This is a genomic window from Streptomyces sp. NPDC127108, assembly GCF_042677545.1.
Classification (GTDB): domain Bacteria; phylum Actinomycetota; class Actinomycetes; order Streptomycetales; family Streptomycetaceae; genus Streptomyces.
This window is the reverse complement of sequence record NZ_JBHXTE010000025.1, coordinates 45032-66032: the sequence shown is the minus strand read 5'-3', so window position 1 is coordinate 66032 and position 21001 is coordinate 45032. Positions and strand designations below refer to the sequence as shown.

15 protein-coding genes are annotated in these 21001 nt (G+C 72.0%); 7 read left to right on the top strand and 8 right to left on the bottom strand.

Annotated elements, in window-relative coordinates:
• Window positions 1-2: 2 nt before the first annotated feature.
• Both ACFVHO_RS22075 and ACFVHO_RS22070 read right to left on the bottom strand, forming a co-directional pair.
• Window positions 3-884, bottom strand: coding sequence for an ABC transporter permease (locus ACFVHO_RS22075; protein WP_385717079.1), 882 nt, complete (start codon window positions 882-884; stop codon window positions 3-5).
• Complete coding sequence (locus ACFVHO_RS22070; RefSeq protein ID WP_385717276.1) at window positions 874-1941, bottom strand: ABC transporter ATP-binding protein; 1068 nt, start codon at window positions 1939-1941, stop codon at window positions 874-876. Before ACFVHO_RS22070 ends, ACFVHO_RS22075 begins: the two co-directional genes overlap by 11 nt.
• Window positions 1942-2276: 335 nt before the next feature.
• Between ACFVHO_RS22070 and ACFVHO_RS22065 the strand changes: the two genes are divergently transcribed.
• The 7 genes from ACFVHO_RS22065 (at window position 2277) to ACFVHO_RS22035 (ending at window position 9812) form a co-directional block, all read left to right on the top strand.
• The gene (locus ACFVHO_RS22065; RefSeq protein ID WP_385717076.1) at window positions 2277-3128 is read left to right on the top strand and encodes a M24 family metallopeptidase; all 852 of its coding nucleotides are present in this window, start codon (window positions 2277-2279) and stop codon (window positions 3126-3128) included.
• Window positions 3125-4906 (top strand): SDR family oxidoreductase, encoded by a 1782-nt coding sequence (locus ACFVHO_RS22060; RefSeq protein ID WP_385717073.1) that lies wholly within the window; start codon window positions 3125-3127, stop codon window positions 4904-4906. The genes ACFVHO_RS22065 and ACFVHO_RS22060 overlap by 4 nt, the downstream gene beginning before the upstream one ends.
• Before the next feature lie 26 nt (window positions 4907-4932).
• Entirely contained in the window at window positions 4933-5925 is a 993-nt protein-coding gene (locus ACFVHO_RS22055; protein WP_385717273.1) for a metal-dependent hydrolase, read from the top strand.
• 185 nt (window positions 5926-6110) lie between these two features.
• Entirely contained in the window at window positions 6111-7073 is a 963-nt protein-coding gene (locus tag ACFVHO_RS22050; protein ID WP_385717270.1) for a MerR family transcriptional regulator, read from the top strand.
• 255 nt (window positions 7074-7328) lie between these two features.
• Window positions 7329-7775, top strand: coding sequence for a hypothetical protein (locus ACFVHO_RS22045; protein ID WP_385717070.1), 447 nt, complete (start codon window positions 7329-7331; stop codon window positions 7773-7775).
• Between the two features lie 127 nt (window positions 7776-7902).
• Window positions 7903-8805, top strand: a complete 903-nt coding sequence (locus ACFVHO_RS22040; protein WP_385717067.1) for an LLM class flavin-dependent oxidoreductase — start codon at window positions 7903-7905, stop codon at window positions 8803-8805.
• A 140-nt stretch (window positions 8806-8945) separates the two neighbouring features.
• Window positions 8946-9812, top strand: coding sequence for a Cof-type HAD-IIB family hydrolase (locus ACFVHO_RS22035; RefSeq protein ID WP_385717064.1), 867 nt, complete (start codon window positions 8946-8948; stop codon window positions 9810-9812).
• A gap of 52 nt (window positions 9813-9864) precedes the next feature.
• Here the strand turns inward: ACFVHO_RS22035 and ACFVHO_RS22030 are convergent, their stop codons facing one another.
• The 6 genes from ACFVHO_RS22030 to ACFVHO_RS22005 all read right to left on the bottom strand — a co-directional run bounded on the left by ACFVHO_RS22030 (window position 9865) and on the right by ACFVHO_RS22005 (window position 20956).
• Window positions 9865-11010: a M23 family metallopeptidase gene (locus ACFVHO_RS22030; RefSeq protein WP_385717061.1), complete on the bottom strand. Its 1146-nt coding sequence runs from the start codon at window positions 11008-11010 to the stop codon at window positions 9865-9867.
• Window positions 11011-11170: 160 nt separating this feature from the next.
• The gene (locus ACFVHO_RS22025) at window positions 11171-12907 is read right to left on the bottom strand and encodes a GAF domain-containing sensor histidine kinase (RefSeq protein ID WP_385717058.1); all 1737 of its coding nucleotides are present in this window, start codon (window positions 12905-12907) and stop codon (window positions 11171-11173) included.
• 121 nt (window positions 12908-13028) lie between these two features.
• Window positions 13029-16874 carry a thiol reductant ABC exporter subunit CydD gene (gene cydD, locus ACFVHO_RS22020; protein WP_385717055.1) on the bottom strand — a complete coding sequence of 1282 codons (3846 nt, stop codon included), beginning with the start codon at window positions 16872-16874 and terminating at the stop codon, window positions 13029-13031.
• Window positions 16875-16964: 90 nt separating this feature from the next.
• Window positions 16965-17984: a cytochrome d ubiquinol oxidase subunit II gene (gene cydB, locus ACFVHO_RS22015; protein ID WP_385717053.1), complete on the bottom strand. Its 1020-nt coding sequence runs from the start codon at window positions 17982-17984 to the stop codon at window positions 16965-16967.
• Window positions 17985-17998: 14 nt separating this feature from the next.
• Window positions 17999-19543, bottom strand: coding sequence for a cytochrome ubiquinol oxidase subunit I (locus ACFVHO_RS22010; RefSeq protein WP_385717051.1), 1545 nt, complete (start codon window positions 19541-19543; stop codon window positions 17999-18001).
• 324 nt (window positions 19544-19867) lie between these two features.
• The gene (locus ACFVHO_RS22005; protein WP_385717048.1) at window positions 19868-20956 is read right to left on the bottom strand and encodes a pyridoxal phosphate-dependent aminotransferase; all 1089 of its coding nucleotides are present in this window, start codon (window positions 20954-20956) and stop codon (window positions 19868-19870) included.
• Window positions 20957-21001: the final 45 nt, after the last annotated feature.

Here is a 21001-nt window from a genome sequence, read left to right as displayed (position 1 = left end):
GGCTAGAGCCCGGCCTTTCGGTAGCGGCGCAGCAGGCCGGCGTAGCTTCCGGCGATGAGGGCGAGGACGACGAGGACGTACACGAGGCCCGTGCCGGTCGAGGGGCCCTGCTCCCCGGGGAAGGCGGACGTGGCGCCCAGGAAGGCGGTCTGCACGCCGTCGATGAGGGTGATCGGCGAGAACAGGCCGAGCCAGCTGATGGCTTCGGAGCTGCCCTGTTCGTGGGCAATGGCCTGGACGGTGGAGACCGCTCCGTAGGAGATGGTCAGGACGGCGATGACGGCGGCGATGCCGAAGCCTCGGCGCGGCGTGACCGCCGAGATGACCAGCGCGATCCCGGAGAACAGCACGGACAGCAGCGCCACGGAGACGAGCCCCTGGGCGAAGCCCTTCGTCTGGTCGGCGAAGTCGAGCTTGGCGAGCAGCGCGCCTACGTAGAGCACGATCAGCGGGAAGGCCGTCAGGATGAACAGCGCGCTCGCGAGTGCCGCGAACTTGGCGCGTACGTAGTCGACGCGTTCGATGGGGCGCGAGAAGTACAGGGGCACGGTCTTGAACCGCAGGTCCCTGGAGACCGTCTGCGGCGCCTGCGCGGCCAGGTAGAGGCCGATGACGGCCTGGAGCAGGACCGCGTAGCGCGTGTAGTCGACGGGGAGGTCGTTGGCCTTGGTGGCCACGGCGACCGCGACCATGATCAGCGCGGGGGCGCACATGACCCCGAAGAGGATCATCGGCAGGACCTTGGACTTGGCGGAGCGGCCGAGGCCGTAGGCGCCGCGCAGGCTCTGCGAGAACAGCGAGCGGGTGGCGTACGCGCGGCCCAGGCGCTGGCCGTCGTAGTGCCGGTAGCCGATGTTGTGGATCTGGGTGGAGTCAGCGGGCATCGCGGCCGCCTCCCGTCTGCGTCTGCTCGGCGGCGGCAGCGGTGGCCGCCCAGGCGGCGGCGCGCTCGGACACCTGGTCGCTCTCGTCGGGCTTGCCGGACCGGCCGGACTCGCCGGACTCGCCGGACTCGCCGGTGCGGAAGACCTCCGCGATGTGGTGCCTGCGCTGTTCCATGCGGACCAGGCCGAGGCCCAGGTCGACCACCACGTCCCGGACGAGGTCGTAGGTGTCCTCGTCCGCCGCCTCCAGGAGCACGGTGTGCCCGGCGCCGGGGAGGCCGCCGCCGTCGTCCTGGGTGGCGACGCCGCGGCTCTTGAGGGCCTCGCGCAGGGCGGCGGTGCCGTCCGGGTGCTCGTCGCTGTCGGTGACCTCGACGGCGAGGGTCGCGGTGGTCTGGGTGAAGTCCGTGGTGGAGCTGGAGCGCAGGAGCTTGCCGCCGTCGATGACGACGACGTGGTCGCAGGTGCGCTCCAGTTCGCCCAGGAGGTGCGAGGTGACCAGGACCGAGATGCCGAAGTCGGTGTGCACCCGGCGGATCAGGGCGAGCATCTCGTCGCGGCCGACCGGGTCGAGGCCGTTGGTCGGCTCGTCGAGGAAGACCAGCTGCGGGTCGTGCACCAGCGCCTGGGCGAGCTTCACGCGCTGCTTCATGCCGGTCGAGTAGCCGCCGATGGGGCGGTAGCGCTCTTCGTAGAGCCCGACATGGCGCAGGGTGTCCGCGGTGCGCTCGCGCGCGGCGGCCGGCGGCAGGCCCGACATGCGCGCCATGTGGACGACGAACTCGGTGGCCGAGACGTCGGGCGGCAGGCAGTCGTGCTCGGGCATGTAGCCGACGCGCTCACGAATCCGGCCGCCTTCGGTGGCGACGTCGAGGCCGAGCACGGCGGCGCGGCCCTCCGTGGCGGGGGACAGACCCAGCAGGATCTTGATCAATGTGGACTTGCCGGCTCCGTTGGCTCCGACGAGTCCGGTCACACCGGGTCCGATGTCCATGGAGAGCCGGTCAAGTGCGGTCACCCGGGGGAACCGCATGCTCAGGCTTTCGGTCGCGATCACAGTCACGGTTCGAACGTAGTGGCGTGGGCCACACGAAGGCGTCAGCCCTGAGGCTCGATCGACCGTCACTCTCGAGTATTACGGGCCCGTAGGGGTCGTCCGTAAGTCGCCCCCTACAGGTTCCCCCGGGTGCGACATCGGGGAACTTCCGGACCTGTCCCGCGGGGTTGGGCAGAACTATTGACGCAGCCGTCAGCCATTGTCACATTCATCAGTGTCAAGTTACGAGCGCGTACGGAGACGACGGAGCGCGGGCGCGAGCGGCACGGCGCGTGCGGACACGACGGACGGACGGTGGCATGACCTCAGCCATGACCTCGGCAGGGATCTCGGCAGTGACCTCGGCATCGAAGGGTGAACTCTCCGCGGAGCTGCGAGGGTTCCGGCAGGTGCAGGCCCTCGCGTACGCGTGCGCGGAGGCCGTCGCCGCCCAGCTGAAGCCGGGGGTGACGGAGCGCGAGGCGGCGCGGATGCAGCGGGACTGGCTGCGCGAGCGGGGAGTGCGGGACTGGTTCCATCTGCCGTTCGCCTGGTTCGGCGACCGCACGGCGTTCACGAACTTCCGGATACCCCTGCAGTTCTTCCCGACCAACCGCAGGCTGGAGCCGGGGATGCCCTTCATCCTCGACATGGCCCCGGTGTTCCAGGGCTGCACGGCCGACATCGGCTACTCCGGCTGTCTGGGCCTCAACCCCGTGCACGACAAGCTGCTCGCGGACCTGGAGGCGCACCGCGAGCTGATCCTGCGCGAGGTCCGCGAGCGCCGCTCGCTGCGCGAGATCTACGAGGACGTGGACCGGCTCATGGTCCGCCAGGGGTACGCCAACCGCCATCGCGCGTATCCCTTCGGCGTCATCGCGCACAAGGTCGACCGGGTCAAGGAGCGCCGGCTGTCCCCGCACGTCTTCGGGTTCGGCACGCAGTCCTTGAAGGGCCTCGCGAGCGACGCGCTGCACGGCCACCGGGACGGCTGGTCGCCCCTGTGGTCGCCGTACAAGTTCTCCGACCACCCGCCGCAGCCGGGTCTGTGGGCGGTCGAGCCGCATCTGGGCTTCCGCGGCACGGGCGCGAAGTTCGAGGAGATCCTGGTCGTCACCGACTCCAAGGACCCCGAGCAGAGCGCCTTCTGGCTGGACGACGATCTGCCGCACGTGCGGCGCTGGGCCGAGGAAAGGGCTGCCGCATGACCACCGTGGATCTCTTGGGTGCGCGTGAGCGCTGGGTGCGCACGGGCGGCGTGGAGCTGTGCGTCGCCGAGCTGGGGGACGCGGCGCGGCCCACGGTGCTGCTCGTGCACGGCTATCCGGACTCCAAGGAGGTGTGGTCCGAGGTGGCCACGCGCCTCGCGGACCGCTTCCACGTGGTCCTGTACGACGTGCGCGGGCACGGCAGGTCGACGGCGCCGAAGCCGCTGCGCGGCGGTTTCACGCTGGAGAAGCTCACCGACGACTTCCTCGCCGTCGCGGACGCGGTCAGCCCGGACGAGCCGGTGCACCTGGTGGGCCACGACTGGGGCTCGGTGCAGGCCTGGGAGTTCGTGACGGTCGAGCGCACCCAGGGGCGGATCGCGTCCTTCACCTCGATGTCGGGGCCGTCCCTCGACCACTTCGGGCACTGGATCAAGAAGCGCATGACGCGGCCGACCCCGCGCCGCGCCGCCCAACTCGCCTCCCAGGGCGCCAAGTCCTGGTACGTGTACATGCTGCACACCCCCGTCCTGCCCGAGCTGGCCTGGCGCGGCCCGCTCGGCAAGCGCTGGCCGAAGATCCTCCAGCGCCTGGAGAAGGTCCCCGCCGACGGCTATCCCACGCTGTCGCTGCCCTCGGACGCCGCGCACGGCGCCTGGCTCTACCGCGACAACGTCCGGGCCCGTCTGCGCAGGCCCCGCGCGGACGCCTACGCACACGCCCCGGTGCAGCTCATCGTCCCCTCCGGCGACATCTTCCTCTCCGAGAAGCTGTACGACGACCTGGAGTCGTGGGCCCCGCAGTTGACCCGGCGCACCCTCCCCGCCAAGCACTGGGTGCCGCGCACCCGCCCGGACCAGCTCACGGCGTGGATCACGGAGTTCGTCACGGCCCACGAGGACGGCGGTCCGACGGCCCTGGCGAGCGCGGCGGCCCCGGCGCCCGGCAAGCACGCGGAGCGGTTCGCGGGCCAGCTCGTCCTGGTCACGGGCGCGGGCAGCGGCATCGGGCGGGCCACGGCGTTCGCCTTCGCGGAGGCGGGCGCACGGGTGATCGCCGTCGACCGGGACGCGGAGGGCGCGGCCCGCACGGCGGAGCTGTCCCGGCTCGTGGGCGCCCCGGCGGCCTGGGCGGAGACGGTCGACGTCAGCGACGAGCAGGCCATGGAGAAGCTGGCCGAGAAGGTCGCCACGGAGTACGGCGTGGTGGACGTCCTGGTGAACAACGCGGGCATCGGGCTGTCCGGCTCCTTCCTCGACACCAGCTCCGAGGACTGGAAGAAGGTCCTCGACGTCAACCTGTGGGGCGTGATCCACGGGTGCCGTCTCTTCGGCAAGCAGATGGCCGAGCGCGGCCAGGGCGGGCACATCGTCAACACCGCGTCGGCGGCGGCCTATCAGCCCTCCAAGGCCCTCCCGGCGTACAGCACGTCGAAGGCCGCCGTCCTGATGCTCAGCGAGTGCCTGCGCGCGGAGCTGGCCGGGCAGGGCATCGGGGTCTCGGCGATCTGCCCGGGCTTCGTGAACACGAACATCACGGCGACCGCCCGCTTCGCCGGGGTCTCCGCCGACGAGGAGAAGCGCCGCCAGAAGAAGTCCGCCCGCCTCTACGGCCTGCGGAACTACCCCCCGGAGAAGGTCGCCGACGCCGTCCTGCGCGCCGTCGTGCGCAATCAGGCCGTCGTCCCCGTCACCCCGGAGGCGCGCGGCGCCCACCTCATGTCCCGCTTCACGCCCAAGGCCCTGCGCGCGATAGCCCGATTGGAGCCACCGCTGTGAGTACGGAGAAACCGGAAGAACGCGGGATAGAGCGCGGGGAAGAACGCAAGGAAGAGCGCCAGGGAGAACACCAGGAAGAGCACTACGCGATCGTGCCGCGCCGGGTCTCGTTCGACTGGGACGAGACCCCGCTGGACTGGATCCCGGACGAGCCCGTCGCCACGCACGTCATCAACGTCCTGCACCTGCTGCTCCCGGCGGGGGAGCGGTGGTTCGTGAAGGTCTTCAAGGAGGGCCTGCCGCTGGTCACCGACCCCGTGCTCCTCAAGGACGTCAAGGGTTTCATGGGGCAGGAGGCGACGCACAGCGTGCAGCACGCGCACGTGCTCGACCACCTGGCGGCGCAGCGCCTGGACACGGCCGACTTCACGAAGTACGTCGACTTCCTCTTCGAGCGGCTCCTAGGGGACCGGACGCCGCTCGGGCCGCTGGTGTCGACGCAGGAGTGGCTGCGGTTCCGGCTCGCGGTGGTGGCCGCCATCGAGCAGTTCACGGCGGTGCTCGGCGACTGGGTGCTCGCCGCCGACGGGCTCGACCGGGCCGGGGCGGACGAGGTCATGCTGGACCTGCTGCGCTGGCACGGCGCGGAGGAGGTGGAGCACCGCGCGGTCGCGTTCGACATGTACCAGCACTGCGGCGGCACGGGCGCGCCCCGGTACGCGCGCCGGGTCGCGGCCATGGCGGTCACGGCCCCCGTGATGCTCTATCTGTGGATCTGGGGCAGCGCGTATCTGATCCGCCACGACCCGCGCCTCGCGAGGGCGACGGGGACAGCAGGGCCAGCCGGGGCAGCGGGGGCGGCGCGGAGGCCCCGGCTGACGCCCCGGGCGTACAACAGGGCCGTGGACAAGGGCCTGCTGCCCTCCATGCGGAAGCTCGGCGCGGCCGTGCCCCGCTATCTGCGGCGGTCGTACCATCCGTCGCAGGAGGGCTCGCTGCGCAAGGCCGTCGACTATCTGGCGCAGTCGCCGGCGGCACGGACCGCGGCGGCGGTGGCGGGCCGCGCGGCCATCGCCTAGCACGAGCGCCGGGAGCCGGGAGGGGCTGAAGCGTGGTGGAGGACGGGTCGGCCACGGGGTCGCGTACGGAGCGGTGGTCCGAGGAGGGCTCGACGGACTCGGCGGACACGGCAGACACCGCGGGCACGAAGGCCACCGCGAACAGCGCGGCCACCGCGGACAGCGGTGGGACGGGAGCGCCCCAGGTGTCGGCGCCCGCCCCGGGTGAGCCCCGCGTGGAGTACCGGATAGAGGACCTCGCCCACCACAGCGGGGCCACGGTGCGCACCATCCGTGCCTATCAGGACCGCGGTCTGCTGCCCCGGCCCGAGCGGCGCGGCCGGTCCAACGTGTACGGGGACGCGCATCTGGCCCGGCTGCGCCAGATCGCCGACCTGCTCGACCGGGGGTACACCCTGGCCTCCATCAAGGAGCTCCTGGAGGCCTGGGACGCGGGCCGCGGCCTCGGCGGTGTGCTCGGTCTGGTCGCGGAGGTCGACGGGCCCTGGACGGACGAGGAGGCCGACCGGATCACGCGGGCGGAGCTGATCGAGGCGTTCGGCGGCGTCCCGGACCCGGCGGCGGTGGCGGACGCGGTCGCGCTCGGCGTGCTTGAGCCGCTGCCGGGGAACGACGACGAGTTCCTGGTGCCGAGCCCGCAAGAGCTCGCGGTGGCCGCCGAGTTGCACGCGGCGGGGGTTCCGCTGTCGGCGATCTCCAGCCATCTGCGGGAGTTGAGGGGGCAGGTCGAGCACATCGCGGCCCGTTTCCTGGAGTTCACCAACGAGTACGTCTTCGCGCGCTACCTCGGCGATCACCAGCCGACCGAGGCCGACGCGGCCGAGGCCGCCTCGCTCATCCGGCGCCTCCGCCCGCTGGCGCAGAAGTCGGTCGACGCCGAACTGGCGCGCGCGATGCGCTTGTTGGCCACGCGCAACCTGCGCCGTCACCTCGTCGCCGAGGAGCCCCTCCGAGGGGGCGACGAGCCCGAGTACGTGGGCCTGCCCGCCGACACAATGCGCGCTGTTCAGGACCTGGTTGGGCGGGAGAACGCGGCGGCGTTCATCGCGGCGGCCGCCGAACGGGAAGTCCACAGCCGGACATTGGACAGACTTGCCTCAATTGACCCCAAACAGACATCAGTTGCCCAAAAGCCGCCATCCGCCTGAGAGTTGTCCACAGAATCGCCAACGAGCCTGTGGATAACCGGACTTGGTTGTGGATCAAACCTGTGGCTCGAAATTCGTCGATGAAAAGTTGATAGCGAGAAAAAGTCGATGGCGAGAAATCGAGGGCGGGGAGAACGAGCCGACGCGCGGAGAACCGAGCGAGTGTGGAGAACCGAGTGCGGAGAACCGAGCGCGGGGAGAGCGAGCGCGGCGAGAACCGGCGACCGCGCCGCCGACCAGGCATGATCGGGAGACATGGAGCACCTGCACAGCACCGAGGCCGCCGTCGCCGCGCTGCGCGCGATAGCGCGTGAGCACGAGCGGGAGATCGAGGTCGCGCACGACATCGGCGCCGACCGGACCTCCCGCCGCAGCGCCGCGGGCTTCGAGATGACGACGGACCCGGACGGCTCGCTGCCGCACGAGGCGTTCGTGGAGTTCGGCGGCTCCCCCCGGCTCTCCGTGCGCCTCTACCCCGACGACGACGCGCTGATCGACGTCGACGGCGTGGAGTGCCACGACATCCCGCGCGACTCGGTGCCCGCGTTCGTCCGGTCGGTCCTCGGCGGCCTCGCGTACGTCAAGGGCCGCCGCTTCCCGCCCGGCTACTGGCTGGTCGTACCGCTGCCCGGCGACGAGACGTACAAGGAACTGATCCCCATGATCTCGCTCACGCCATGGCTGAACGCCCGGGTCCGCTGAGCGCGGGCCCGCAGGGCGAAACGCCCGGCAGGAGCGGTGGCACGGCTGCCGACGGGCCCGCCCGGACCGTGCGGGCACCGCGCCGCAAGAGGAAGGCGATCCTCCGGACGGTCGTACGCTCGATGGCATGAGTCTGCGTCTGAGCACCGTCATCCTGCCCGTCCGCCGCTGGCACGAGGGGGGCAAGGAGCGCTGGCAGCGCGCGGAGGACCTCGGTTTCCACACCGCGTACACCTATGACCACCTCTCCTGGCGGACCTTCCGCGACGGGCCCTGGTTCGGCGCGCTGCCGACGCTGACGGCCGCCGCGGCCGCGACCGGGCGGATCCGCCTGGGCACGCTCGTCACCTCGCCGAACTTCCGGCACCCGGTGACGCTCGCCAAGGAGCTGATCACCCTCGACGACGTGTCGAACGGCCGCGTCACGCTCGGCATCGGCGCGGGCGGCAACGGCTTCGACGCCGCCACCCTCCGCCGCGCCGACGAGGAGCCCTGGACGCCCCGGGAGCGCGCTGACCACTTCGGGGAGTTCCTGCCGCTGCTCGACCGCCTGCTCACCGAGGACTCGGTGACGTACGAGGGCGAGCGGTACGCGGCGTACGAGGCGCGGAACATCCCCGGCTGTGTGCAGCGCCCCCGGCTGCCGTTCGCCGTGGCCGCCACCGGGCCCCGCGGGCTGCGGCTCGCCGCGCGGCACGGGCAGGCGTGGGTGACGACGGGCGACCCGAAGATCTCCGCGACGGGCACCCCCGAGCAGTCCCTCGACGCCATCCGCGGCCAGCTCGACAAGCTCGGCAAGGCCTGCGCGGACGTCGGCCGGGACGTCGACGAGCTGGACAAGGTGCTGCTCACCGGCTTCACCCCGGACCGCCCGCTGGACTCCTTCGACGCCTTCGTCGACTTCGCGGGGAAGCACGCCGCGCTCGGCTTCGACGAGATCGTCCTGCACTGGCCGCTGCCCGGCACGGACTTCGGCGCGGACGAGAAGGTCTTCGAACGCATCGCGACGGAGGCGCTCGCCCAGCTCTGACGGAGCCGCTCAGTGGACTCTGTCGACACCTCCGGCCGCCCCGCGAGCCGGAGGTGCGACAGGGGCGTACGGGGGTGAGACGTACTCAGATGTGCGCCCCGCCACACACCCGTGCGCGCATATGCGGGACAATCGCGTACGTGACCTCAACCACCCCGCGGCCCCCCGTCCCGGCCCCCTCCGTTCCGCCCCGGCTGATCGCCACGGATCTGGACGGCACGCTGCTGCGTGACGACAAGTCCGTCTCGGAACGCACCGTCGCCGCGCTCGCCGCCGCCGAGGCCGCCGGGATCGAGGTCTTCTTCGTGACCGGGCGCCCGGCCCGCTGGATGGACGTCGTCAGCGACCATGTGCACGGCCACGGCCTGGCCATCTGCGGGAACGGCGCCGCGGTGGTCGACCTGCACGGCGGCCCCGGCAACCACCGCTTCGTGATGGTGCGCGAGCTCGAACCCGCCATCGCCCTGGACGTGATCGGCATCCTGCGCGCGGCGGCGCCCGGTACGTCCTTCGCGATCGAGCGGACCGGCGGAGTGCACCACGAACCGGCCTACCCGCCGCTGCACCTGGACCCCGCCGTCAGCGTCGCGCCCGCCGAGAAGCTCCTCAGAACCGAGTCCGACAGCGCCGACCAGCCCGTCCTCAAGGTCCTCGCCCACCACCCCGAGCTGTCCCCGGACGCGTTCCTGGCCCTCGCCCGGGTAGCCGTGGGCGACCGCGTGGAGATCACCCGGTCCAGCCCGACCGCGCTCCTGGAGATCAGCGGCCCCGGTGTCTCCAAGGCCAGCACCCTCGCCCTGTGCTGCGCCGAGCGCGGCATCAGCCACGAGGAAGTCGTCGCCTTCGGAGACATGCCGAACGACATCGAGATGCTCACCTGGGCCGGTGTCTCGTACGCCATGGACAACGCCCACGCGGACGTGATCGCGGCGGCGTCCGGCCGCACGGTCGCCAACAACGAGGACGGCGTGGCAGTCGTCATCGAACGAATACTGGCCGAGCGGTAGACCCGCCGACCGAGCCGTCGGTCCGGCAAGTGCGCCTCGGGCCGGACGGGCCCTAGAGCCCCACTCCCCGCTCCGCCAGCCACCCCACCGGATCCACCCCTGAGCCCAGGTCCGGCGTCAGCCGTGCCTCGAAGTGCAGGTGCGGGCCGGTCGAGTTGCCGGTGGTGCCCGCCTGACCGACCCACTGGCCGGTGCGCACCCGCTCCCCCTGGTCGACGGCGACGGACGCCAAGTGCGCGTACTGCGTGTACGAACCGTCCTCGTGCCGCACCACGACCTCCATGCCGAAGCCGCCGCCGCACGCCACCCGCACCACCCGTCCGGCCCCCACCGACCGCACCGGGGCGCCGATGCCGACGGCGAAGTCCTGCCCGGTGTGCCGGGCCGCCCAGCGCGCACCCGCGCTGTCGAAGCCCGCGGACAGCTCGTACGTCTCCACGGGCGTCACCCACGCGCGCGTAGATGACGATTCCGGCTGCGCGAGCCGGACCGCGCCCCGGCACCGGCCCGCGGCGGCCGACGCGTCGGCCTCCTCCTGCAGGGTCCACCGCGCCGACTCCAGCTTCGCCTCGATGTCCCGCTTGAGGCGGGCCAGGCGCGCCTCCCGCCGGTCGAGCACGTCCCGGGCGCGGGTGGCGGACCGCTGGGCCGCGGCGAGCCTGGCAGCGGCCCGCTGGGTCCTGGCGACGGTGTTGGTCACGGCGAGGTCCGCCTGCCCCACGACCCGCCTGCCGCGCAGCAGTTCGTCGGGGTTGTCCGCGAGCAGCAGGCGCGCGGTGAGCGGCAGGCCGCCGCCGGTGCGGTACTGGGCGCTGGCCATCCGGCCCAGGTCCTCGTGCAGCACGGCGACCTCGTACCGCTCCTTGGCGAGCAGCCGCTCCAGGTGCTTGACGCGGGCGCGCTGCACTCCGGCCGCGCGCCGCCCCGTCTCGTAGCGCAGGGTGGCGGACTGGGCCTCTACGTAGAGGCGTGCCACCTCCACGCTGGTGCTCGGCCCGCCGTGCCCGTCGCTTCCAGGACTCCCGGGGCTTCCGGGGCTTCCAGGACTCCCGGGGCTTCCGTCGCTGCCCTTGCGCCCATCGCCTCCGTCCCGCGCGTCCGCGGCCGCCGCCGTCCCGGGCACGCCGAGAGCGACGAGCGCGCACAACAGGACCGGCAGGAGCGGTGCGACGAGCGGGCGGCAGGGCAGGGAACGCATGTCCCGGATCGTTGCCCGCACGGGCGGGCGGCGCCTGCGCAGCTCGTACGCGCGGGGGACCCGGTGACCCGTACGGGGCACGCGGTTCCGCCGAACAGGGGCGCACGGCACGTCCACGCGGCGGGCGGCCCAGCGCATCGCCGGCGGACGCCCTCGCCCGTCAGTACGGCGCCTGCCACACCACCGTCGTCCCGCCCCCGTCCTCCCCGATGCCCGGCCCGTACCAACTGGCGCCCCCCAGGGACTCCGCGCGCCGCTTGAGGTTCTTCAGGCCGCTGCGGCGGCCGCCCTCCGTGATGCCGACGCCGTCGTCCGCCACGGTCAGGCGTACGCCCCGCGCCCCGTCCGGCAGGACCAGCGTGGCGTCGACGACGACGTCGATGCGGGCGGCCCGCGCGTGCCGGAAGGCGTTCGACAGGGCCTCGCGGAGGGCCGCGATGAGGTTCTTGCCGGTGAGTTCGCCGACGACCGTGTCGACGGGGCCCACGAAGTGGTGGGAGGGCTTGAAGCCGAGCGGCACGGCCGCCATGTTGATCTCGCGCAGGACGCGGGTGCGCAGCCCGGCGGGCGCCTCGGCGGGCCCCTGCTGGAGCGCGAAGATCGCCGTACGGATCTCCTGGATCGTCACGTCCAGCTCGTCGACGGCCTTGCCGACGCCCTGCTGCACCTCCGGCACGACGGACCGCCGCTGGGCGCTCTCCAGCATCATCCCGGTGGCGAAGAGCCGCTGGATGACGAGGTCGTGGAGATCGCGGGCGATCCGGTCGCGGTCCTCGTAGACGGCGAGGCGCTCCCGGTCGCGCTGCGCCTCGGCCATCATCAGCGCGAGCGCGGCCTGCGAGGCGAACTGGGTGGCGAGGGTCCGCTCGGCCTCGGTGAAGGGGCGTGCCCCGCGCGCGCGGGGCGTGACGAGCGTCCCCAGGACCCGGCCGTCGCTCTGCAGGGGCAGCATCATGGCGGGTCCGTAGCCGCGTGCGAGGTCGGTCATGATGCGCGGGTCGGTGGCCGCGTCGTCGATGAACACGGCCCGGCCGTCGAGCAGGTCGGCGACGATGCGGCTCTCCGGAGGCACCACCACACCGAGCGCCCCGCTGGGCCGGTCCGAGGACACGGCGACGATCTCCATGCCGCCCTCCTCGTCGGGCAGCAGCACGATGCCCGCCGCCGAGTCGGCCAGATGGCGCGCCTGCTCCGCGACCACCGCGAGGGCGTCCTCCGCGTCGGAGCCGGAGAGCAGCGCCGTGGTGACCGCCACGGAGCCGTCGATCCACCGCTCGCGCTGCTTGGCGGCCTCGTAGAGGCGTGCGTTGCCGATCGCGATGCCCGCCTCCGTGGCGAGGACCCGGACCATGTGCACGTCGTAGTCGTTGAACTCGCCGCCGTCGCGCTTCTCCGTGAGGTAGAGGTTGCCGAAGATCTCGCCCTGGACGCGGATCGGCACCCCCAGGAAGCCGCGCATCGGCGGGTGATGGGCGGGGAAGCCGCAGGAGCGCGGGTCGGCGGCCAGGTCGGCGAGGCGCAGCGTCCCCGGCTGGTGGATGAGCGCGCCGAGGAGCCCGCGGTGTCCATCGGGGAGGCGGCCGATGCGGGCGGCGGTCGCCTCGTCGATGCCGTGGTAGACGAAGTCGGCGAGCCCGTCGCCGTCTTCGGAGACGACGCCGATGGCCGCGTAGCGCGCGTCCGTGAGCGCGGCCGCGGTCTCGCAGATGCGGTCCAGGGTGGTGTGCAGTTCCAGGCCGGTGCCGACGGAACGCATCGCCTCCAGGAGCTGCGGTACGCGCGCGGTCAGCTCGGTGGACAGCCCCTGGAGGCTGCGGGTCGCCTGGGCCGCGACCTCCGCCGGGTCCGGGCTGCCTTCGGGAGGCGGGGTGGGGGCGGGGGCCGGGGGGACGGACATGCCTTGAGGGTAGTTAGTCCGATTTGCCGTGGAAAGTCGAGCCTTCACCGGGCCCTGGCCCGCACGGACGGCGGCCATCGGCGTCACCCGCCCACCGAGACCGTCACCGCCACGGCCACCGTCAGCCCCCGACCCCGGCTCCAGCTCCGACCCCGGCCCCGACCTCGACCTCAGCCTCGGCAGCGGCAGCGGCACCGACCCCGGCCAGCGCGTCCCCCGCCGCCTCCCGCTCCCGCATCCGCCGCAGCGGCCCGTCCACGGCCACGAGCTCCGCGTACGCCCCGCGCTGCGCCACCCGTCCCTCGTCCAGGACGAGCACCTCGTCCACCGCGTCGAGCCCGGCGAGCCGGTGCGTGATGAGCAGCGTCGTCCGGCCCTCCGTGGCCGCGAGCAGGTCGGCGGTGAGGGCGTCGGCGGTCGGCAGGTCGAGGTGTTCGGCGGGCTCGTCGAGTACGAGGACGGGGAAGTCGGCGAGCAGCGCGCGGGCGAGCGCGAGGCGCTGCCGCTGGCCTCCGGAGAGGCGTGCTCCGTGTTCCCCGACGAGCGTGTCGAGCCCGTCGGGCAGGGAGGCCACCCAGCCGTCGAGCCGGGCCCGCCCGAGCGCCGCGTACAGCTCGTCGTCGCTCGCGTCCCTGCGGGCGAGCAGCAGGTTCTCGCGCACGGAGCTGTCGAAGACGTGGGCGTCCTGGGCGCACAGGCCGACGAAACGGCGCACGGTGTCGCCGTCGAGCGCCGCCGCGTCCGTGCCGCCCAGCGTGTACGTCCCCTCGGACGTGCCCAGGAAGCGCAGCAGGACCTGGGCGAGCGTGGTCTTGCCGGACCCGGACGGGCCGACGACGGCGACGCGGCGGCCGCGCTCCAGGGTCAGGGAGACGCCCGCGAGCGCGTCCCGCTCCTGGCCGTCGTGGCGGGCCCGCAGCGCGTCGAGGCGCAGCGGGAAGGGCGTCTGCGGGGCCTGTGCGGGCTCGGTGGGGTCCTGGACGGGTTCGGGGGCGTCGAGGACATCGTGGACCCGCTCGGCGCTCTTGCGGACGCGCTGGCGGTACTGCACGGCGAGCGGCAGCCCGAGCACGGCCTCGAACGCGGCGAGCGGGGTGAGGACGACCACGGCGAGCGCGACGCCGCTGAGCCGTCCGTCGTGCAGGCCCTGGACGCCGACGAGGGCCGCCGCGGCCACGGTGAGGCCGGTGGCCAGTGCGGTGAGCCCGTCGCCGAGCGCGGTGGCGGTCGCCGTCCGGGACGCGATCCGGGTCAGTTCGGCGTCGGCCTCCTTCGCCCGGTCGGTACGTCGGCGCAGGGCGCCCGCGACCGTCAGCTCCGCCGTCCCCGTGAGCAGGTCGGCGACCCTCGTGGCGAGCACCCCGCGCGCGGGGGCCAGCTTGCGTTCCGCGCGGCGGGCGACGGCGCCGCTCACCAGGGGCACGCCGACTCCGGCGGCCAGCAGGCCCACGGCGAGGACGGCGCCGGCCTCCGGGAGCAGCCACGCGGTGAAGCCGACAGCTCCCAGGCCGACGGCGGCCGCGGCGCCCGTGGGCAGCAGCCAGCGCAGCCAGTAGTCCTGGAGGGCGTCCACGTCGGCGACGAGGCGGGACAGCAGGTCGCCGCGCCGGGTCGTGCGCAGGCCCGCCGGGGCGAGGCGTTCCAGGCGCCGGAACACCGCGACCCTGGTGTCGGCCAGCATCCGCAGTACCGCGTCGTGCGACACGAGGCGCTCGGCGTACCGGAAGCAGGCCCGTCCGATGCCGAAGGCGCGGGTCGCCGTGACGGCGATCATCAGGTACATCACCGGGGGCTGCTCGGAGGCCCGCGAGATCAGCCACCCGGAGGTGGCCATGAGCCCGACGGCACTCCCGACGGCGAGGCTCCCGAGCAGCAGGGCCAACGCCAGCCTGCCCTTGCGCTGTCGTGCCGCCGCCCGGACCCGGGCCAGATCCCCGCCCTGCCGACGGGAACCCGCAACCTCACCCGCCCGTTCACCAAGAGACACAGCCTGACCGAGCAAGCCGCTCTCCAGGCCACCGGAGCCCGCACCGCTGCCCCTGCTGCCGCCGCTGCCCGTGCCGTCGCCGCTGCCCCTGCCATCGCCGCTGCCCTCACTGCCCCCGATGACCTCGCGACTGCCGCTCCGGCCACCACCCTTGGCACCCTGAGCGTCGTCACCACCACAGCCCGTGCCATCACCGCTGCGGACGACCACGCCGCCGGGCGACCGACGCACTCCCTGTTCGACCGAAGCCGCCAGCTCAGGGACGGGCAGGCCCAACCCCCGCCCACCGGCACCGCTCACCGCGCGGTCGGCAGCACTCACCGCACCACCGGCACCACCCCCCGCGCCGTCCACCCGGACCACCCGGTCAGCAACCCCCAGCAACGCGGGCCGATGGACGACCATCACCACGGTCCGGCCCACGGCCAGCCTCCGCACCGCCTCGACGATGCCCGCCTCGGTCTCCCCGTCCAGCGCGGCGGTCGGCTCGTCGAGGAACACCACGGGCCGGTCGGCCAGGAACGCCCGGGCCAGAGCGACCCGCTGCCGCTGCCCGGCGGAGAGCCCGGCCCCGTCCTCCCCCAGGGCGGTCCCGGCGCCCCGGGGCAGCCCGGCCACGAACTCCCGGGCCCCCGCGGCGCGCAGCGCCTCCTCGACGTCCTCGTCCGCCGCCTCGGGACGGGCAAGGCGCACGTTCTCGGCGATGGTCCCGGCGAACAGGTGCGGCCGCTGCGGCACCCAGGCGATCCGCTCCCGCCACCCTTCGAGGGACAGGTCGGCCAGGTCGGCACCTTCGACCAGGACGCGCCCCGCGGTGGGCGGCACAAAGCCCAACAGCACGTTCAGAAGCGTCGACTTGCCCGACCCGCTGGGCCCCACCAGGGCCACCGTCTCCCCGGGCTCGACGGCGAACGACACCCCACGGACAGCGTCGACCGCCCGCCCCGGGTACCGGACGGTCACCCCGTCCACAGCCACGCCGACCGCACCGCCCGCAGGCACAACTCCCGTGCCCTCGGCCGGAACCGGCGCCTCCAGGACCGCGAAGATCTCCTCTGCCGCGGCCACTCCCTCGACCGCCGCGTGATACCGCGCCCCCACCTGCCGCAGCGGCAGATACGCCTCGGGCGCGAGGATCAGGATCACCAGGCCGTCGTACAGCTCCATGTCGCCGTGGACGAGCCGCATGCCGATGGTGACGGCGACCAGGGCCACCGAGATCGTGGCGAGCAGCTCCAGGGCGAACGACGACAGGAACGCGATGCGCAGCGTCCGCATCGTCGCCCGCCGGTACTCCCCGGTGATCTTCCGGATCGACTCGGCCTGTGCCTTGGCCCGCCCGAACACCTTCAGCGTGGGCAGCCCCGCGACCACGTCCAGGAAGTGCCCGGACAGCCGGGAGAGCAACTGCCACTGCCGGTCCATCCGGGCCTGGGTGGCCCAGCCGATCAGCATCATGAACACCGGGATGAGCGGCAGCGTGCCCACGATGATCGCCGCCGACACCCAGTCCTCGGTGACCACGCGGAGCAGCACGGCCGCCGGCACCACCACCGCGAGTCCCAACTGCGGCAGATAGCGCGAGAAGTAGTCGTCGAGCGCGTCCACGCCCCGCGTGGCCAGGGTGATCAGGGATCCCGTCCGCTGACCGGTCAGCCACCCCGGCCCCAGCTCCCCCGCCCGCTCGAGCAGCCGTCCCCGCAGCTCCGACTTCACCGCCGCGCTCGCCCGGTGCGCGGCGAGTTCGGTCAGCCACGACACCGCGGCCCGGCCCACGGCCACGGCCACGAGCAGGACCAGCGGTGTCCTCAGGTCACCGACGCCGTACCCGTGTTGGAAGCCGCCCACCACGATCTCGGCGATCAGCATGGCCTGGGCGACGACCAACCCCGCCCCGGCCAGGCCGAGGACCACCACCGCGGCCAGGAAGACACGGGTGGAGCGGGCGTACCGGAGCAGACGCGGGTCGATCGGTTTCACGTGAAACACACCCTCCCAAGGAGCGTGGGCGTACGGAGAGTTGGCTCCGTGCACGGCGGGATCCGAAGGAGGCTCCGTGCACGGAGAGGCTCAGTGCGGGGCTTCGGCCGGAAGGTCCGGCGCGATGTGCTGCGTACCGATCCGCTTGCGGAACACCCAGTAGGTCCACGACTGGTAGAGCAGCACGACCGGGGTCGCGATGCCCGCGCACCACGTCATGATCTTCAAGGTGTAGGGCGTCGACGAGGCGTTGGTGACCGTGAGGCTCCAGTCCTCGTTCAGCGACGACGGCATGACGTTCGGGAAGAGCGTCAGGAAGAGCATCGCCACGGCGGCGACGATCGTGAGCCCCGAGAAGGCGAATGACCAGCCCTCGCGCCCGAGTTTGATCGCCGCGACGGCCGCGACGAGCGCCACCACCGCCACGATCATCGCGGCCAGGCTCTTGCCGTCGCCGTTGTCGGCCTGGGTCCAGCCGAGGAAGCCGAGCGCGAGCACGGCCGTGAGCAGCCCCAGGACGAGCGCCATCTTCCGGGCCCGCATCCGGATGTCACCCACCGTCTTCAGCGCCGTGAACACCGCGCCGTGGAAGGTGAACAGCGTGAGGGTGACCAGACCGCCCAGGATCGAGTACGGGTTGAGCAGGTCCCAGAAGTTGCCCACGTACTCCTTCTGCGCGTCGATCTTCACGCCGCGCACGATGTTGCCGAAGGCCACGCCCCAAAGGAGCGCCGGGAGCAGCGAGGTCCAGAAGATCGCGTGTTCCCAGTTGGTCTGCCAGCGCTCCTCGGGCCGCTTCGCCCGGTACTCGAAGGCGACACCGCGCACGATCAGGCAGATCAGGATGAGCAGCAGCGGCAGGTAGAAGCCGGAGAACAGCGTCGCGTACCACTCAGGGAAGGCCGCGAAGGTCGCGCCGCCCGCCGAGAGCAGCCAGACCTCGTTGCCGTCCCAGACCGGACCGATGGTGTTGATCAGAACGCGCTTCTCGGTCCTGTTCCGGGCGAGCAGCTTGGTGAGGACACCCACCCCGAAGTCGAAGCCTTCGAGGAAGAAGTAGCCGATCCACAGGACGGCGATCAGGACGAACCAGACGTCGTGCAGTTCCATGTGCGCCCAACTCCTTAGTACGAGAAGGCCATGGGCCGGTCGGCATCGGCGTCGGCGTCGCTGTCCGCGCTCGCCCCGCCGGGCGGGCCGCCGATCTTGGTGGGCGGGTTGAGGTCGGCCTCGGTCAGCTCGGGCGGGCCCTTCCTGAGGTACTTGAGCAGCAGCCTGACCTCGATGACGGCGAGGATCGCGTAGATCAGCGTGAAGACGATCAGCGAGGTGAGGACCTCACCCTGCGAGACACCGGGGGAGACCGCGTCCTCGGTCTTGAGGACGCCGTAGACGACCCAGGGCTGACGGCCCGTCTCGGTGAAGATCCAGCCCCAGGCGGTGCCGATGAGGGGGAAGATCAGCGTCCACTGCGAGAGCCGCCACCACCAGATCCCGAGCCTCGGCGCCAGCTCCTTGTCCTTGGTGAGCATCAGCTTCGGCACGTCGTCCGCGCCGGTGTGGTGCTCGGGGGCGAGCCAGAACTTCCGCCTGGTGAGCCAGAGTCCGGCGGTGCACAGGGCCATCGAGACGCCGCCGAAGCCGATCATCCAGCGGTAGGACCAGTACGCGGTGGGGATGTTGGGCCGGTAGTCGCCGGGCCCGAACTTCTCCTGGGCTTCCTTGTTGAGGTCGTTGATGCCGGGGATCTCCGCGCTGAAGTTGTTCTTCGCGAGGAAGGAGAGCACCCCGGGGATCTCTATGGCGACCTCGTTGTGGCCCTTGGCGACGTCGCCGTACGCGAAGAGCGAGAACGGCGCCGGCTTCTCCGACTCCCACAGGGCTTCGGCGGCCGACATCTTCATCGGCTGCTGCTCGTACATCACCTTGCCGAGGGTGTCGGCGCTGATCACGGTGAGCAGGGTGCCGACGAACGCGGTGACCAGGCCGAGCCGCAGCGACATCCGCATGGTGCGGATGTGCTGCTTCTTGCGCAGGTGGAAGATCGCGATGCCGGTCATGAAGGCGCCGCCGACCAGGATGGTCGCCGCGATGACGTGGAAGAAGTTGACGAGCGTCGTCTCCTGGAACAGCACCTTCGCGAAGTCGGTCAGCTCGGCGCGCTTCTTGCCGTCCCGCTCGGTGATCTTGTAGCCGACCGGGTGCTGCATAAAGGCGTTCGCGGCGATGATGAAGTACGCCGAAAGGACCGTGCCGATCGACACCATCCAGATCGTCGCGCAGTGCAGCTTCTTCGGGAGCTTGTCCCAGCCGAAGATCCACAGGCCGATGAACGTCGACTCGAAGAAGAAGGCGATCAGGGCCTCGAAGGCCAGCGGGGCGCCGAAGACGTCCCCGACGAAGCGTGAGTAGTCGGACCAGTTCATGCCGAACTGGAACTCCTGCACGATGCCGGTGACGACGCCCATCGCGATGTTGATCAGGAACAGCTTGCCCCAGAACTTGGTCGCCCTGAGGTAGTGCTCCTTGCCCGTCCGCACCCACGCCGTCTCGAGGATCGCCGTGAGGGCGGCCAGGGAGATCGTCAGGGGGACGAAGAGGAAGTGGTAGACGGTGGTGATGCCGAACTGCCATCGCGCCAGTGTTTCCGGCGCCAGAGCCAGGTCCACGTCGACTTCTCCTTACGTGCCGTGGTCTACGCGGCAGTTTGCCCCTTATGTCATAGACATCCCTGGAGCAACTGGGACACGCTTGTGAACGCGTTCACATTCACAAGCATTATGTCGCACGTACGGTCGACGTTCGTCAGGGGGGTCCCCCTTACCGGCGGGAACGGGCCAGGAGGGGCGATGACCGGCCACCCCGCGGCCGCCTCGCAGCCGTCGCACGGCCCGCAGCCACCGCGCGCGGCCGCGAGGGCCCGCACAACAGAACGCGCGAGGTAGCCCGCCGCCACCTCGCGCGTTCACACGTCCTCTCCCCGACCGGGAGGGCTAGAGCTCCTTGCGGAACGCCTCCGCCGTCTTCAGGAAGATGTCGTTGCCCTCGGTCTCGCCGATCGTGACCCGGACGCCCTCGCCCGGGTACGGCCGCACGATCACTCCGGCCGTCTCACAGGCGGCCGCGAAGTCCACCGTCCGGTCGCCAAGACGCAGCCAGACGAAGTTCGCCTGGGTCTCGGGCACCGTCCAGCCCTGCCCCCGCAGCGCGTCCTGCACCCGCGTCCGCTCCCCGAGCAGCGCGCCCACGCGGCCGAGCAGCTCGTCCTCGGACCGCAGCGACTCCACGGCCGCGTCCTGCGCGAGCTGGTTCACGCCGAACGGCACCGCGGTCTTGCGCAGCGCCGCGGCCACCGGCTCGTGGGCGATCGCGAAGCCGACCCGGAGACCGGCGAGGCCGTACGCCTTGGAGAAGGTGCGCAGGACGCAGACGTTCGGCCGGTCCCGGTACAGCTCGAGGCCGTTGGGCGTCTCGGGGTCGCGGACGAACTCCACGTACGCCTCGTCGATCACGACCAGGATGTTCTTCGGCACCCGGTCCAGGAACCGCACCAGGTCGGCCTTCTTGACGACCGTGCCGGTGGGGTTGTTCGGGTTGCAGACGAAGATCAGGCGGGTGCGGTCGGTGATCGCGTCGGCCATCGCGTCGAGGTCGTGGACCTCTCCCGGCGCCAGCGGCACCATCACGGACTTGCCGCCGCCGACCGTGGTGACGACCGGGTACCCCTCGAAGGACCGCCAGGCGTACACCACTTCGTCGCCCGGCGTGACCGTCGCCGTGACCAGCTGCTGCGAGAGGCCGACCGAGCCGACGCCGGTGGCGACGTGCGAGACGGGCACCCCGAAGCGGTCCGCGATCTCGTTCAGGAGGCGGTCGCAGCCGTAGTCCGGGTATCGGTTGAAGGAGCCGGCCGCCGTAATCGCGCGTTCCATGACTCCGGGCAGCGGCGGGTAGGGGTTCTCGTTGGAGGACAGCTTGTACACGACGGGGCCGCCACCCTCGCCGGTCTCGGCGTTCCTGCCCGGCTTGTAGGCGGGGATACCCTCCAGCTCGGCGCGCAGCCTCGGGCTCGTCTCGCTCACCGCGGTCCTCCTCGTGATCATCCGGTCTTCAATGATTCTCACCCT